Here is a 16830-nt window from a genome sequence, read left to right on the forward strand (position 1 = left end):
TATCAGAGCTTTGGGTAGGAAATGATGGAGCGTTTATGGGGAGGGATAATCAGCAAGGAGGCAACCTCCTGGTTTCCGGCTGGCAATGTCGGGCTATCTGATCGACTGCGCCGAAGTAAGCCGGCCCTAACTGTGTGCTACTCGCCGATCAAACGCCTATAGGAAAATGCGGCAGCGCAAGCTGGCCAGTTTCAATTACAACGCGGCGGTCAGCGACCAGGTCCGACTCACTACTCTTAACGTGCAACTCCATAAATATTCACATCTCTTAACGAGCATATTCAGCAAAATATCGTAATTATTCATTTTAAAACATAACGAGTGATCGCCAGATGAGCACCGTGATGGAGGGCCCCATTTACAACTACAACGTCGCGCCAACTCGTCGTGGCAACCGTGATCCACGGGTGTCGCAGGAATGGCTATTAGAGCTGTGAATCGCCTCACAACGGGTGTAGCCGCTGGCAAACGTCGACCTGCTGTGGACCCCTTATGGCTGTTGCGTCCGCGCTGCGGACGTTATACATCCGGCGTCTCAGCCGTCCGCAGTCACAGCTTGGTGGCTGTCCGCGCAGCCATCAACGAGCCAGATGTCTTTATGACCTTTTTTGCTTGAGTCTTAATAACGCTCTTGTTTCTCAACTCGCTGATATTACAGGAGTAAATAGTTGGCCAACTTTATGGAGCAGCAATAGCAAACATAACGCAAATAAGCCAAAGGGCGTTGTCATGACTCGTTCAATAACTCTCGGATTTACCCTGTGTACATTGCTGTCCCCGTTATGCCTAGCGGACCGGGTGATCCGTGAAGTCCCGGACACAACCGCCGGCAAGGGATTCGGCGCCTTGACCGGGATGATGGCCGGTGCGGCAGGCGGCCCAATTGGCGCATTTATCGGTGCCGGTGTCGGCTTTTTCGCTGGCAGTTCGGTGCAGGAAGCCGTAGGAAAGACTGAAACTGCCTATGAAGTGAAAGACGCGCTAGGCGAGATCAGCACCGTGCGCTCACCCAATGCGCGATTTGAAATCGGTCAGGAGGTCACGCGCAAAGGTACGCGCTTGGTGGCATCCGAAGAGTAAAAATCCGCGATGGATCTCTCGGCGTCACCGATTCGGCGAGTCACAAGGCGACGGAGCGTCATTACGATGCGATGTCATTATGACTATCAACCTAGTCATTTGAGCTATACCAATGGCGAGTCATAAAGCGCCCAACTTTAGGCTTACTTATATTGATCTCAACCAAATCAACTGCATTAACACCAATTACACAAGGCGAATTGCCTATCGCTTTCCACCTTTGCAATCCCGGGAGGCAGCCGTGCCGAAAGTCTTGAAGCTCGTCAGTTATGCAGTGCTCGTGCTGATGGCCAGCGCGATCCTCTATGCCGGAGTGATTGGCATGACCTATTGGACCGGAATCGGCGTATAGGAAGATCGTAATGAACAAACGCCAAACACGCTCGTTCGCACTGATATCGACGGCTATCGCTGCTGTAGTGTTTTTGGGCATGACCGTAGATAGTCATCGACAGTTTCCCACGCTAACCAATGCCCAACAGATCACGCCGCCGGTCACTCGAGGCAAGGATGTCTGGCATCAATACAACTGCATCAATTGCCACACCTTGTTCGGCGAGGGGGCTTATTACGCTCCGGACCTGACGAAAATCACCCTACAGCGCGGCGCGCCTTATCTCACTGCGTTTCTGAAAAATCCCTCAAAGTTCTATGACGAACAACGCCACCGTCGCCTGATGCCGAACCTGAAACTCGGCGACGGAGAAATCGCCGATTTGATCGCCTTCCTCGACTGGGTAAGCAAGGTCGACAATCAAGGCTGGCCACCGCGACCGATTCTGGTGACTGGTGCGTCGATCCCCGGCATGGACCTCACCGTTGCGCAACAGAACGTCGCCGACGGCAACCAGCCACCCGCCGCACGCCCGGTGTCCGGCAAAGAAGATCCGATCGCCCTGGGCGAGGCGCTGTTTCGAACCACCGCCACACCGGTGTGCAGCGCTTGCCACTCGATTGCGCCGGGCGTCAACCTCGCCGGGCCATCACTGTCCGGGGTGGCCAATCGGGCCAAGCAGGTCATCGCCTCACCTGACTACAAAGGCAAGGCCAAGGACGCGGAAGGCTTTATCCGCGAATCCATCGTCACGCCGAGTGCCTACCTGCACCCGGGCGAGATGTTTTCGGCCAACGGCATGTCCTTTATGCCGGACACCTTCGCCAAATCGCTAACGCCTGAACAGGTCGATCAACTTGTCGCCTATCTGGCGTCGTTCCAGTAACCGCAGGGGATGACCATGCGCTACAGATCTCAATCCGTCGCTTACTGGTATTTCGCCGTTGCCATGGTGCTGTTCGGCCTGCAACTGGTATTCGGCCTGCTCTCGGCGGCGAAATACCTCGGGCCGGATCCGCTGCTGAACCTCTTGCCATTCGATGTCACCAAGTCCATTCACACCAACTTGTTGATTGTCTGGGTGCTGACCGGATTTATGGGGGCAACCTACTGGCTGGTGCCGGACGAATCCCGTGGCGAGTTGCACAGCACCAAATTGGCCTACATCCAGCTCGGGTTGTGGACGGCCATGGGGGTCACCGCAGTGCTTGGCTACCTGTTCGGTTATGGCACCGGGAACAAGCTGCTAGAACAGCCGCTGCCCCACAAAATCGTGATCGTGATTTGCATGCTGATGTTCCTCTACAACATCGGCATGACGATCAAGAAGGCCGGGCGTTTCACCGCCACCGAAGGTGTCCTGCTGCTGGGCCTGGCCAGCGCTGCCGCGCTCTATCTGCCCGCGCTGCTGCACTATGAAAATTACGTGGTGTCGATCTATTACCGCTGGTGGACGATCCACCTATGGGTCGAAGGTGTCTGGGAGATGATCCAGGGCGGCTTTCTGGCCTATCTGTTGATCCGATTGTCCGGCGCTGATCGCGAGGTGATGGAGAAGTGGTTGTACGTCATCGTCGGCCTGGTGTTCATTGCCGGCATTCTGGGCACCGCACACCATTATTACTGGATCGGCGTTCCTCATTACTGGCTGCCACTGGGCGGTTTCTTCAGTGCACTTGAGCCGATGGCGCTGATCGGCATGGCGGTCTATGCCTACAACGCGATGCGCCGCTCGGGTCTGTCCCACCCCAACAAACTGGCCTTGCACTGGACCCTGGGCAGCGCCGTATTTACCCTGTTTGGCGCCGGCCTCCTGGGTTTGGCCCACACCTTTCCCGACGTCAACAAATGGACTCATGGCACCCTGATTACCGCCATGCATGGCCATGCAGCCTTTTATGGGGCCTATGCCATGATCGTCCTCGCGATGATCACTTATGTGCTGCCAGGAATGACCCGCCGTCCCTTGCTGGAAAGCAGTATCGGTTACTGGGCGTTCTGGCTACAGCTGGGGGGGATGTTCGGCATGACCCTGTCGTTCGCCACCTCGGGCATTGCACAGGTGTACCTGGAACGCATTCTCGGCATGGGCTATCTCGATGTGCAGTTGAAGATTCAGGTGCACTTCCTAATGCTGGTGGCGACGGCGTCGATGTTCACCCTGGGTGCAGGGCTGTTCATCTTCGATTTTTTCCGCCATGCGCCGCACTTCAATGTCGGTGAAGCCGACCCGCTCTTGGACACACCTCAAGCCACAGGCGCGTCGTTGTGATGGAACGTTCGCTGATACACGCCGAACCTGCAATGCTGCCAGCAGAGCCCTATTACCAACCCTGCGGCGACGAAGTAGCGATTTTTGAACAATGCCATGCGCAGCAACTGGCGATCATGCTCAAGGGCCCCACCGGGTGTGGCAAAACCCGTTTTGTCGAACACATGGCCTGCCGGCTCAAGCGTCCGTTGATCACCATTTCCTGCCATGACGATCTGAGTGCCAGCGACCTGGTAGGGCGTTTTCTGATCGGACACCAGGGCACCCATTGGACGGAAGGCCCGCTGACCCGTGCGGTGCGCGAAGGCGCTATCTGTTACCTGGACGAGGTGGTCGAAGCGCGGCAAGACACGATTGTCGTCCTGCACCCGCTGACCGACCACCGACGCATTCTGCCGCTGGACAAAATCGGCGAGATCGTCGAGGCCTCACCACACTTTCAATTGGTGGTCTCCTACAACCCCGGCTACCAACGCATCCTCAAGGATTTGAAGCCGAGTACCCGACAGCGTTTTGTGGCGCTGGATTTTGACTTTCCACCGACCGAACGCGAAATCGCCATTGTCATCCATGAAGGTGGAACTGACTACGCCACCGCTCATGCGCTGGTCACCCTCGCTCACCGACTACGTGCCTTGCAAGACCGGGGCCTGGCGGAAGTCCCCAGTACCCGTCTACTGATCGCCACTTCACGGTTGATTACCCACGGCATTGCGGCGCCCATCGCCTGCCGGGTCGCATTGATCTCGCCGCTATCCGATGACGCGATGCTGGTCGCTGCCATGCGCGACCTCGTTGATCTGACGTTTATCTGAATGGCCGAAGCCGAGGACCTCATCACCGATGCCGCACGCCACGCGACGGTGTATGCACAGGCATTGTGGCGCCGTCACCAGACGCCCTCGGACACCGCAAAAATCATCACCCTCGGGGAGGTCGCACACCCTCTCGATTTGCTGATCAAGGCGGTGTTCGACACTCATTATCCGCTGCGCATCGCGCAACCACCCTCGCCCCCTACGCTGCTGAAAAAGCTTTTGCTGCGTCACGAAAAGCCGTGTCGGCAAAGCGCCGTCCCGGCGACTGATGGCGTGTCCATTTGGCTGCCGGACAATCTGGGCGCCTCAAGTCCGCTCACACTGGAACGTTATAGAACCCTGGCTCTGCAACAGGCGATGCGCGCACAACGAGGTAGTGCCAGCGCCCTTTCATCCTTGGACAACCCTATGCAGCGCAGCGTGTATCTGCTTCTCGAAGCCTGGGCTGCCGATGCGGATTTGGTACGCCTGTTGCCGGGGGTGGCGCCCTCGATCCGTCGCTTGCGCCAACATGCCCTGACGACCCGCCCCCCGCTTCACGCCTTTCCCAGCCAGCGACACCCCGTGGAAAACTTCCTTCGTTTACTGCTGGGCAGCGAAAACGGCATGCCTCTGGAGGGGCTGAAGATCCCCCCTACCACCGCCGACTCGCTGCAAGAGTCGGAAACTCTCACACAACGCCTTTTTTCCATCGATGAATCCCACCGACACTGCGCTCATCTGCTGCTGCTCGATGCCTGGACCGGCGACCTGTGCGAACCGCTGGCGGCGCAGAAGGTGTCACCCCTGCCCGGCGAAATCGACACCGATGATGCCCTGCCCCGCAGTGCCCGCCTCACACGTCAACCCACTGCGCGCAAGGACTGTGCCGATGAGGATGACGATCAGGAACCAGGCCTGTGGATGGTGCAACCCGCCGAACCGTTGGAAAAGGCAGAAGACCCCTTGGGAATGCAGCGTCCTACAGATCGGGATACCGAAATACCGGCTGATGATTTTGCCGAGTCATTGGCCGAACTCAACGAAGCTCGGTTGGTGGTCACAATAGGCCGGCCGAAAGAAGTGCTGCTGTCCGACGTCCCGTCACAAGCCCGCGTTCGCCATGCTGTACAGAAGCTCGCCCACAACACCATAAGCTACCCCGAGTGGGATTATCGCAGCCAGATATACCATGATCCGGGTACGACCCTGCACCTGTGCCCCTCCCGGGAAGGCTCGCAGCAGTGGGTCGAACGAGCCCTCGAAACTCATCGACCGGTTCTCGATTCTGTCCGCCGACAATTCGAAAGTCTGCGAGCGCAGCGCGTCAGGCTGCACAAACAACTAGAGGGCGACGATATAGATTTGCAAGCGTACATCGACGGTTGCGCCGAGACCCAGGCCGGGCTGAGTATGCCGCAGGCGCTGTATCAGACACAGCGCCGTAACCGACGCGACATGGCAATCATGTTGCTGGTCGACGTTAGCGGCTCTACTGATAGTTGGCTGTCTTGCCACCGTCGGGTCATCGATGTCGAACGCGAGACGTTGCTGCTGGTCTGTCTGGCACTGGAGAGCTTGGGCGAGCCCTATAGTGTACTGGCGTTCTCCGGTGAAGGACCACAGCGAGTCACTATCCGCACCCTAAAAGCATTTGATGAGTGCTATAGCGATGAAATCGGCCGGCGCATTGCCGGACTTGAACCGGAACTCTATACCCGGGCCGGTGCCGCCCTGCGCCACGCTAGCACGTTGCTGATGCGCGAAGCGGCCACACACCGGCTCCTGTTGCTACTTTCCGATGGCAAGCCGAACGATGTCGACCAATACGAAGGTCGCTATGGCGTGGAGGATACGAGAAAAGCCGTGACTGAAGCCATGCTGCAAGGCGTTCACCCCTTTTGTTTGACTATCGACCGGCACGCAGCGAACTATCTGCCCGCAATGTTCGGACTGCGGCAATACGCCCTGCTACCCAGGGCGGAGCTGTTACCCAACGTGCTGCTGGGATGGATCAAGAGGCTGGTGATTGCTTGACCCTCAATCAACTGATTATCAGGTTGCGATGCCGTCGCGTAGCTGAACCAGCGGTCCATCAACCAATCGTAGATCAAATGAAGGAGCGGTTGCAGGCGATCGCCTCACGTGAGCATACGCACCAGGGACTCCGCAACATTCGCGCGCATCCATCCAGGGTTCAAGGGTAGACGAACCCACGAACAGGAAATAGAAGCCCTCGAAAAACACTAAACTACGAAACGCCCGCTGAACGATTTAGCCAATCTGTTGCGTCGACCGGTTGAATCCACAGCCAATAGCGGACGCTCGCGGCTTCGCTCAGATCTTGCGTATACAGTAATACCTGTCTGCACCGCGCAAGCTATAGAGGCGGGCTATGAGTCATGAAGGGATCAGCCGGTTTACTGTTTTTCACTGCCCTTATCTCATGCCTGTTGACCGATCACACCCGGCTGCGCAGCCACTGCAGGAAACCTTTTTTCTCGATGGCCTTCGGTTCTTCCTGAGTCATCGTATGGGCGATCTGCAAGCGGAAATCCAGCAACGCCTTCATCGCTTGACACATCTCGTGACGAGCCTCCATGCACGGCTGGAGATAATCCCGCTCGATCCGATACAGATTGCAAAAAGTCAGCGCGGCGAACTCCGCCGGCAGTGCTGTTCCCGAGACGATCCCGCCTTCGCCGATCACCTCCCCCGGCCCCATGCGCCCGGCTTCGAATTTGACACCTCCACGAAACAAGGCCACCGTCACCACGCCGGACTCAATGATGTACAACTGCGAGCTGACCTGCCCGCCCGCCAGGATGACTTCGCCAGGGGGAAAGGACTGCAGGGTCATGTTCTCACTGACGTGGTCCTTGTCTTCCTCGCTCAAGTTGGTCGAGAAAATGCTGGTGTTGTCCAGCAAGGCCCTGGCTCGCGACAGCCGCGCAGGCACACTCTGTTCAATTGTCGAAGTCCAGTTGATACCGGCCGCCAGCAAATGCCGGTACGCCAGATCGTACATCTGATTGCGCACCGTACGCTTCTGATCCATCGACAGCACAAAGCCGGTGACTTCGTATTCCACGCCATTGCCACCGGTACTTTTGATCGTGACCTTGGGAGCAGGTTTGGTCAGCAGAATGCGGCAGCCTTGGGCTGCCCGCTCAAGGGCATCGAAGACCTTGTTTGGACGCACATGCGGGCTGATCAACAAACTGATCGAAACGCCGAACATGTCGCTGGGCCGACTGAAGTTGGTGATCTTGGCCTTGGCCGCCATCGAATTCGGAATCACGATCATGCTGCCTTGGGAGGTTTGCAGGAACGTGGCACGCCAATCGATGTCGGTCACCCGGCCTTCGGTGCCGTCGATGGCGATCCAGTCATCGATTTTATAGGGCTTGGTGGTGTTCAGGACGATTCCGGAAAAGACGTCACTGAGGGTGCTTTGCAGGGCCAGACCGACAATGATCGCCAAGGCACCGGACGTCGCCAGAACCCCCTTGACCGGCAGGTTGAGCACATAAGCCAGCGCGGCGATCACCGCGACCAGGAAGATCACCGCGCCGAGCAAGTCCTGGAGTAACCGCCCGGCGTGCCCTACCCGATACATCATCACGGAGCCGATCATCACCGTGAGCGTACGCGCGCCGAACAGCCACCAGATGATCTGCAGCACCGTGTGCGCAAATTGCAGCGGCGCATCATCGATCGAGGGCGCCGGCTCCCATGGGCTCAAGCCTTCATGGAACAGCAGCACGCTGTACAACAAAAAAATGACCAAGCGCGCGAGTACTTTCCAGTTGTACCGGTGGGAACCGATCACACGCCACATCACCATATCGATCAGGATCAAGGCCAGGCCCCAGATCAATGGACGTTCAGAGAGCAAGGACAGCATCAAGCACCTCCAGCGCAGTTCAATGACCGGAAGGTCGCATTCATTCGGCGCACCACCGCGGCAATCCCGGGAACGATGCCGTTGATGCAAAAGTATGGCTGCCAATCGGCAAAGCGATAGGTCCCGGCGATCGGGATGTTTCGTACCCCCTCTCTCGTATAGCCAGGTTCGCCTGGGTTGACTGCTTGAAAGTCACGAAGGTTATGGGCTTCAGTGACCGCTTTTCTGTGCTCCCCGATTCTTAACCTGTAAAGACGCGTCTCGGTTGCCGCCAGCCAGGCACCGGGAGCGCTCGACCTCTTTCGCAACATCATGCTCGCGTCCGCCCAGCACCGTGATGTCACTGGAGCACCTGCTGAAAGATTGAACTCGCCTGTTGGGTCGTGCGGAAAAGTGAAGACCTCGCGCGACGGGGCCCAGTTGTGCGAGATAGCCCGGAAACACAACGGACTTGTCCAATGCCCGCGCAAGTCTCATGCAAAAGGGAATTCCGTCATCCCTACCCCTTTTCGCCCAAGCTGCTTGACACCATACATGGCCTGATCCGCCGCTTTAAGTAATGTGTCGAGAGATTGCCCATGAACAGGACATAGCGAAACGCCGACGCTGCACGACACTGTCAGCTCACCGGCACTTGTCGCGACTGTCTGGGCGATGGAGTCGAATACCCTCGCCGCTTGCGACTCAGCGCTCTCGGGGTCAGAAAGATTGGAGATCAGCATCACAAATTCGTCACCACCGTATCGGGCAGCCGTGTCACATGACCGGGTGGCTTGAAGCATGCGGCGTGCAACCGCTTGCAAAACCTGATCGCCGACTTCATGACCGTACTTGTCGTTGATTTCCTTGAAGTGATCCAGGTCGATCAAAAGCACAGCAAACGGAATTCCTTTCACTTCCCAATCCGAGAGGGCCTGGGCGAAGCGCTCGGCGAATAGGTAACGGTTAGGCAATTGCGTGAGTACATCATGGGTTGCCAGATACGTTGAGCGTTCGTGCTCGACTTCGGCTCTTTCTATCGCCTTGAAATGCCTGATCAATACCATCGGCATCAGCACCAGAGCCCCGGCGAGCACCAAAAGAATCGTCAACATTTCTTCGGTAAGGACATCCCCGAATCGGAGTTGTCGCTCGAATACCAGCGTCATGGGCTGCGATGAGTTGCGGATATCGACACGGTCGTTCAATTGCGGCAACAACAGGCGATCAAGGAAGCCAGCCTGTTGAACCTGCGTGGAAAAAACATCGCTTTCAGATCCGGCGGAAGTCTTCAGCACGGCCGCTATGTGAACCAGCGGGTCAACGTTAGCGTGATTGACGGCATCAAGCAGGGAGCCTGTCTTGATCAACAACAATGACACCATCGTGCTACCAAAAAAATTGGGGCTGGGGCTTGCTCGCTCTTGCTCAGGCCGACTGACTGACTGCATCAGAATGTAAGCACTACCGCCCTCGTACATGGAAAAAACGGGGGAAACCACGGGTTTCTGGCTGTTTTGGGTGCGTGCCAGCGCGTAGGAAAGGTAAGCGACCGTTTCTAACCTCACACCGTAAATCGAGCTTGATTCAGGGAGTAAGGGGTACATAAACAACACGGGCCAGGTCTCTATGAGAAAGGCCTGAGGCTGGGCTGGCTGCCGAGTGAGGCTTGGGAAATCCTTGAGCTCAAAGTCTGGGCGCCATGTGCGCCGCAACAGGTCCTCAAAGGCGGATTGCTCGGCGACAGGTACGGAGCGGGCTGCCTCGAGCATGTAGATATGCGGGTAGGCCGACAATACGACTGCCGCATACCGGGCTGCCGCTTCGGTGTCACTCTGGTCTACGGCTTGCAGGAATGCCGAGAAGCCCGAGAGCACTGCTTCATTGGTATCAAGCTGATTGCGCACAATCCCGGAGATGCTTTGCACGTATTCGGAAAAATACGTTTCCCTTCGCTGGGTCTCGGACTTCAGCAGTAGTAACGCCGAAAAAACCACCAGGCCGACCGCTAAAAAAATACAGCCCATCAGCGAGCTGCGCCGCTTTGTCCATATCATCCTGATTTTCCGAATACGCGGAGCGTCCAAGTGACTGTCACTGTCTGCAAGCATTCAGCCTTGCAGCGAAACAACTCGTATTTTTCCATGCCCCTGACTCAAGCGTCTCTTTTCGTCAGGTGAACATTTTGATCACGCTGGCAAGCGTCTAAAGCACGGTCATGGATTGTCGCTCCGTAACAACCTCCCGAAACTGCTTGTGGTTAAGCCGCTGACACTCGTCCTGGGCTTCCTCTCGATTTTGATAGGTCGTCTTCAAGCGACGTTTTTCTTCGTTGTCATAAATGTTGAAACCGATGGGCGCAGTCTCACAATAGAAGCGCGTTCCATCACGCATTGATCCGGTCTCTGTCGGGATTGCAGGGACAACAACGAATCTTGAAATCATCTTCAGGCCCTCTCCAAAAAACACCTTAACGTTTAGCGGCTATTTGCCAGTACCACAAGTGAATGGAGAGTGTTTCCGATGACAAGCACGGCTGCCTGAGAGCGGTTCGCATCGCACATGAAATCGGCTATCCAGGCAGCGACATTCCAACCGTCTCAGGTTACAAGGGCAAACAACGTCTGGGGGATCGTCAGTCATCATGTGCCCGGCGTTCCAATGACGTGCCGCAACCCGTTGGCGTATAGTCATCCCGACACCATGAGCAAGGACTTTCCCGGATACCATCAGCACTTGCCATCGACTGCTGGGGCTTGGAGGAGACGTTTTGAAACCATTCTCGCTCAGACCTGGCGCCTCAACGCTGGACATGTTTCTTCAAGCGTGTCTCCCACGCCGTGACGCCGTTCCGCCAACCTTGACCGAACAAGCCGTCATCCCCGGCATTCCCGATGCTCGCTACAGGCTGGACCACGATGTGACCCCGTTCATTCAGGATGCTGTTCAGTCCAACAAACGTGAGGGCGAGGCTCTCGCCAAGGCCGGGAAGCCACACAACACCCTGCCGCTGGCACACATGCTGGCCATCTCGGGTGGCGGTGATGCCGGCGCATTCGCGGCGGGGCTCATTGCCGGGTGGACCACCCATGGGACTCGTCCCCTGTTCAAGGTCGTCACGGGCATCAGCGCCGGCGCCCTGGTCGCCCCGTTCGCTTTCCTGGGGGCAGAGCACGACGGCGTGATTCGGTATGTGTCCAACGCAATCGGCCCAAAGGACATTTTTCATTCGCGAAACGTGCTGACCCGTCTTGCCAGCGACGGTATAGCGGACAGCAAGCCACTGTCGCGACTCATCGCAAAGTACGTCACTGCGCAGGTTCTTGCGCAGATCGCGTCGGAGTACGCCAAAGGACGAATCCTGCTGATCGGCACCACCGACCTTGATTCAGGGCGGCCCGTCACCTGGAACATGGGCGCCATTGCCGCCAGCAAAGCGCCGGGAGCGCTTGAGCTCTTTCGCAACATCATGCTCGCGTCCATGAGTATTCCGGGCGCAGTCTCGCCCGTCATGATCGATGTGGAGGTTGACGGCAAACAGTTCCAGGAAATGCACGTGGACGGCGGGGTCATCACTCAAGTGTTTCTTTATCCGCCCAGCACCGTGATGTCACTGAGCAAAGCCACCGGAGCACCCTTGCGATTGGAACGTCAATTCTATGTCATTCGCAATGGAACACTGGAGCCGCAGTGGTCCGGGACGAAGCGCCGTACCTTGAGCATCGGCGGTCGAGCCATCAGTGCCTTGATTCAAACCCAGGGGATCAGCGACCTGGAGCGGATCTACCGGATGGCGCAGCAGGATGGAGCGGATTTCAACCTGGCGTACATTGGCTCCGACTTTTCCCTTGCGCACGATCGGAAATTCGATGGCGAGTATATGAAGCGCTTGTTCGATTACGCCTATCAACTCAGCGCGAAGGGCTATCCGTGGCATAAGTCGCTGCCGTCGGAGAACACTCGACGACGAAACGCCCGCTGAACAACTTTGCCAATCCATTGCATTGACCGGTTGAATCCACAGCCAAAAGCGGACGTTTTGAGGTGACGTGAATCTTCCCTTTTTTGGAGCATCCAACCTCCGGACTGCGCCGGACATCAACGCCAGGCGGATGACTTATCGGGTGTCGCTCGCTACCCTGACTCCCCATCGCCTGACGGTTTCAGGCCAACGCCCATTTCCCCCAGACGAGCATGTCATGAAGTCCCCCGCAGGTTTGCTGCTGTCGGCTATCGAGCTGGACCGTACCAGTGCCATCCCCCTGTACCGCCAGCTGTATCTGCAGATTCGCAAACAGATACTCTGCGGCAGAATCCAGGGGGGCGTGCGCCTGCCGTCGACCCGGACGCTGAGCGAAGAGTTGGGGTTGTCGCGGATCACCATTCTCAATGCGTTCGATCAGCTGATTGCCGAAGGTTTCCTGGCCTCGCGCACTGGCGCCGGTACGTATGTCGGCACTGACTGGGAAAGCCGGGGTATCGAAGACGAGCAACCGCGCCAGCCACCGCGCCTGTCGGACCTGAGCCAATCGATGCTGTCGCTGCGCAGCGATCATTTTCGCGGGGTGTCCTATGCCGACTGGGACCCCGCGACCCCGACCTCCTTCCTCCCCAGCCACAGCACCTATGACGCATTCCCGCAGGCGATCTGGCGACGCCTGATGAACCGTCATCTACTCAAGCCCACCAAGGCCATTCTGGGCTATGGCGAATTGCAAGGCTTGCAGGCGTTTCGCACAGCGATTGCCGAATACGTCTTCGATGCTCGCGGCATCGACTGCAAAGCCGAACAGGTGGTGATCGTTTCCGGCGCGCAGCAAGCGTTCAACCTGCTGGGCATGCTGCTGCTCAATCCGCAGGACAGTGTCTGGATGGAGGATCCGGGGCACATCGCCGCGCGCATTGCGTTGCAGGCTCAGGGGGCGCAGGTGGTGCCGCTGCGTATCGATGAACAGGGGATCGATGTCCAGCAAGGCCTGACCGAATGCCCCGATGCCCGACTGGTGTTTTGCACGCCTTCGCGCCAGCATCCTTTGGGCGTCACCCTCAGCTATGCCCGACGCCAGGCCCTCATCGACTGGGCGGCGCAGCAGCAGAGCTGGATCATCGAGGACGATTGCGACAGTGAGTTTCGCTACAGCGGCCGCCTTCTTCCGGCGCTGTATGCCATGGATCAGATGGCCCGGGTGATTTACGTCGGAACGTTCAGCAAAGTGCTGTTTCCCTCACTGAGACTGGGTTACGTGATTTTGCCGCAGGCCCTGGTCGAGCCCTTTTGCACCCTGCGCGCGGTCATGGATCGCAGTCCACCCACTCTGCTACAGGCAACAACGGCGGACTTCATGCGCGAAGGCCACTTCCTGGGGCACATCCGCCGTATGCGTGCGCTGTACAAGGCGCGCCAGCAAGCGTTGGTCGAACAGCTGGAAAAACAGATTGGCAGCTTCTTCAGGATCACTCCGACGGATGCCGGCATGCACCTGATCGCCTGGCTGCCCCCCGAACTCAGTGACACTGACATCGCCCGGCAACTGGCCCGGCACAGCATTCACACCTACGCCTTGAGCGACTACCGCATCAAGCATGACCTGCCGCCAGCCCTGTTGATCGGCTTTGCCGGCACGCCAGAAAACCAGGCCCGGGAGCGTGTCGAGGCGCTGGCCCGGGCCTTGCGCACATTGGGCTATCTGCCGCCAACCACTTGATGCGAGGCAAGTGGTCTTATCAATTAACTGATAATGGATCTATCGAGAGTTCCTGACTGGCGCGATAAAGGCTGCGCCGGTAGACCCGGTGTCTGAACCAGGAACGACTCTAATGAACAATAAGATCCAGGAACGATTCAACGCCTTGCTGAGCCAAAAGGTGGTCGAACACGGGGCTGTTCCCGTGCTGTCGGACGCACTGGCCCGGCGGCTGCTTGAGCGTCTCGGGCAAATGCGCCTTTTCGCCCACGCCTACCCGCTACTGACCAACCTCACCCACGGTCGCGTCACCCCTGCCGACCTGCTGGACTTCGCCTATCGCCATGAGCTGCAAGGCCTGAGCCTGCACCTGCTCGACGGCGAAGAAAACAGCCTGAGCCAAATGTCGCCCGCGCAACTCCAGGCGTTTGCCGCAAAAGCCAAAGCGTTGGGGCTGGATGTGCACCTGGAAATCAGCAGCACGCTGAAAAAGGATGTCGACCAAGTGATCGCCATCGCCAAGGCCCTGGGAGTGCGCAATATCCGCGTTTACTCGCGCTACGAGGGCACGCTGTCGCGGGTCATGGATGTGATCGAGACCGACCTGCACTACCTCGCGCAGCAGGCCGACGCACACGATCTGTACTTTGACTTCGAGCAGCATGAAGAACTCAAGAGCGGCGAAATCGCGCAACTGCTCAACCGCCTCAACCACCCTCGCCTGCATGCCCTGTTCGACTTCGGCAACATGATCAACGCCTGCGAACAGCCGCTGCAGGCCCTGCGCAACCTGGCGCCGCACATCCGCCAAACGCACATGAAAGGCGTGCGCATCGTCCCCGAGCAAAACGGCTTCGGCCATTACGGCGTATTGCAGGGCAGCGACGAGGACGATCTGCCCAGCGCCCGCATGTTGTTCGAGCTGTTGATGCTGGGCGAAGCAACCCCTCAGGTGATCGCGTTCATTCTCGAGCAGGAAAACCACTACGTGGCCCCGGCTTTCCGCCAGAGCCTTGAAGCCGCCGACCCATTCATTGCTTACCGGGAGATGAGCGAAACGCCGCTCCCGAAAGGCTACTCGCTTGAGCGAATGCTGGCCGATGAACACCGCTGGGCGAACAACCAGGTCGCCTATGTCCGTGGCTTGCTGGCCGAATTGCGCACCTTGGCCGAACTGACACTGGCCACCCCTTCCAACGCCTGATCCTGACGACCCGATTACGCCCGGAGAACAACAATGACAACTCAAAACAAGGCCAAATGGCTCAGATTCCTGATCCTCATCCTCGGTGGCGGCACCATCTACAAGCTGGCGAACCTCAAGGACGCCTTCTATGTACCCATGCAGGAATTCATGGGTTTGAGCCACACGGAAATCGGCATGCTGCTCAGTGCCAACGCGATCATCGCCACCGCTCTATTTGTGCTTGGCGGCCTGCTCGCCGATCGCTATGACACGCGCAAACTGATCCCCCTCGGGCTGATCGGAACCGGTAGCCTGGGGTTGTACCTGGCGACCTTTCCGCCCTTCAGCAGTTTGCTGATCGTGTTCAGCCTGTTGGCTGTCTGTGCCGACTGCCTGTTTTGGCCATCGCTGCTCAAAGCCATCCGCAACCTGGGTGACGATCAGGAACAAGGCCGGTTGTTCGGTCTGCTCGAAGGTGGGCGTGGCGTGGTTGATACGCTGGTGGCTTTTTCCGCCCTGGGCGTGTTCGTCGCCATGGGTTCGGGCGAAACCGGCCTGAAGTCGGCGATCCTGTTCTACTCGGTCATCGACATTCTGGCCGGCACCCTGACCTGGTTCCTGCTCAAGGGCGGCAACGCGCAATCGGCCGCCAAGCCGAAAAATGGCCTGGCGAACCTGATGGAAGCGATCAAGGTACCGGGTATCTGGCTGGTCAGCCTCAACGTGTTCATGGTCTACATCGTCTACTGCGGCCTGACCTATTTCATTCCTTACCTCAAGGAAATGTACGGGTTGCCCGTGGCGTTGGTCGGCGCCTACGGCATCATCAACCAATATTTCCTGAAGATCCTCGGCGGGCCTGCCGGCGGCTTCATTGCCGACAAACAGTTCAAGAGCACCAGCCGCTACCTGAAGTGGGCATTCCTGGCACTCTTGCCGCTGATGGGCGTGATCATGCTGATTCCTAAAAGCCCGGGCTTCATCTATGCGGGGATGGCGGCCACCCTGTCCTTCGCCCTGATCGTGTTCTCCATGCGCGGCGTGTTCTGGGCACCGATGGGCGAAGTCGGCATTCCCCAGCACATCACCGGTTCCGCCTTCGGCATCGGCTGCCTGATCGGCTATGCACCCGGCATGTTTGCCTACGTCATCTATGGCGCGATCCTCGACCACTTCCCCGGTCAACAGGGCTACAACTATGTGTTCACCCTGATGAGCCTACTGGCCATTGCAGGCTTCATGGTGTCCAGCCTTCTCTATCAAGCGGTGCGCAAGAATTCCAAGGCCACTGGCGGGGTCAGCGCGGTACAAGCCTGATCATCGGCACGGACTCCAGGAGGAGGAATCGTCTGCCACGCCGATTCCTCCTTTCGCCCATTCACTCCTCTTGATCTATCTGATCAAGAAAATCAACGTCATCATCTTCGTCGTCAAAAATTGCTTGAGCGTCTTCTTCGCCCCATGACTCATCATCATGGAATTCATGATCGAGCAAATGGTCGTGCTCGGGCTCGGGAATATCTCGTTCTTCACTCATGACTGACCGCAACAAAAATTGAAAGAGCGGACTGTATATGCAGATCCTTTCCGT

12 protein-coding genes are annotated in these 16830 nt (G+C 57.7%); 9 read left to right on the forward strand and 3 right to left on the reverse strand.

The features are described from left to right. Positions 1-729: 729 nt before the first annotated feature. The 5 genes from HNQ83_RS10755 to HNQ83_RS10775 all read left to right on the forward strand — a co-directional run bounded on the left by HNQ83_RS10755 (position 730) and on the right by HNQ83_RS10775 (position 6520). Positions 730-1080 (forward strand): hypothetical protein, encoded by a 351-nt coding sequence (locus tag HNQ83_RS10755; protein ID WP_175388928.1) that lies wholly within the window; start codon positions 730-732, stop codon positions 1078-1080. 362 nt (positions 1081-1442) lie between these two features. Further along, complete coding sequence (locus tag HNQ83_RS10760; RefSeq protein ID WP_175388929.1) at positions 1443-2300, forward strand: c-type cytochrome; 858 nt, start codon at positions 1443-1445, stop codon at positions 2298-2300. Positions 2301-2315: 15 nt separating this feature from the next. After that, on the forward strand, positions 2316-3686 hold the full coding sequence (locus HNQ83_RS10765) for a cbb3-type cytochrome c oxidase subunit I (protein ID WP_175388930.1): 1371 nt from the start codon (positions 2316-2318) through the stop codon (positions 3684-3686). Next, the gene (locus HNQ83_RS10770) at positions 3686-4501 is read left to right on the forward strand and encodes a CbbQ/NirQ/NorQ/GpvN family protein (protein WP_175388931.1); all 816 of its coding nucleotides are present in this window, start codon (positions 3686-3688) and stop codon (positions 4499-4501) included. The genes HNQ83_RS10765 and HNQ83_RS10770 overlap by 1 nt, the downstream gene beginning before the upstream one ends. Beyond that, positions 4502-6520 (forward strand): nitric oxide reductase activation protein NorD, encoded by a 2019-nt coding sequence (locus HNQ83_RS10775; RefSeq protein WP_175388932.1) that lies wholly within the window; start codon positions 4502-4504, stop codon positions 6518-6520. It begins immediately after the preceding gene. 424 nt (positions 6521-6944) lie between these two features. On the opposite strand, the gene HNQ83_RS10780 is transcribed toward HNQ83_RS10775, so the two are convergent. After that, positions 6945-8390, reverse strand: a complete 1446-nt coding sequence (locus tag HNQ83_RS10780) for a mechanosensitive ion channel family protein (RefSeq protein ID WP_175388933.1) — start codon at positions 8388-8390, stop codon at positions 6945-6947. 473 nt (positions 8391-8863) lie between these two features. Further along, a complete protein-coding gene (locus HNQ83_RS10785; RefSeq protein WP_175388934.1) occupies positions 8864-10426 on the reverse strand; it encodes a GGDEF domain-containing protein in 1563 nt (520 codons plus the stop codon). Positions 10427-11139: 713 nt separating this feature from the next. Between HNQ83_RS10785 and HNQ83_RS10790 the strand changes: the two genes are divergently transcribed. The 4 genes from HNQ83_RS10790 to HNQ83_RS10805 all read left to right on the forward strand — a co-directional run bounded on the left by HNQ83_RS10790 (position 11140) and on the right by HNQ83_RS10805 (position 16556). Continuing rightward, positions 11140-12351, forward strand: a complete 1212-nt coding sequence (locus tag HNQ83_RS10790) for a patatin-like phospholipase family protein (RefSeq protein ID WP_175388935.1) — start codon at positions 11140-11142, stop codon at positions 12349-12351. A 217-nt stretch (positions 12352-12568) separates the two neighbouring features. Continuing rightward, positions 12569-14074 (forward strand): PLP-dependent aminotransferase family protein, encoded by a 1506-nt coding sequence (locus HNQ83_RS10795; RefSeq protein ID WP_175388936.1) that lies wholly within the window; start codon positions 12569-12571, stop codon positions 14072-14074. 112 nt (positions 14075-14186) lie between these two features. Continuing rightward, positions 14187-15257 carry a sugar phosphate isomerase/epimerase gene (locus tag HNQ83_RS10800; RefSeq protein WP_175388937.1) on the forward strand — a complete coding sequence of 357 codons (1071 nt, stop codon included), beginning with the start codon at positions 14187-14189 and terminating at the stop codon, positions 15255-15257. A gap of 33 nt (positions 15258-15290) precedes the next feature. Then, positions 15291-16556, forward strand: a complete 1266-nt coding sequence (locus HNQ83_RS10805) for an MFS transporter (protein ID WP_175388938.1) — start codon at positions 15291-15293, stop codon at positions 16554-16556. Between the two features lie 61 nt (positions 16557-16617). On the opposite strand, the gene HNQ83_RS10810 is transcribed toward HNQ83_RS10805, so the two are convergent. Beyond that, complete coding sequence (locus HNQ83_RS10810; protein WP_175388939.1) at positions 16618-16776, reverse strand: hypothetical protein; 159 nt, start codon at positions 16774-16776, stop codon at positions 16618-16620. Positions 16777-16830 lie beyond the last annotated feature (54 nt).

Source organism: Pseudomonas sp. C2B4 (genome assembly GCF_013359695.1).
In the GTDB taxonomy this organism is placed as follows: domain Bacteria; phylum Pseudomonadota; class Gammaproteobacteria; order Pseudomonadales; family Pseudomonadaceae; genus Aquipseudomonas.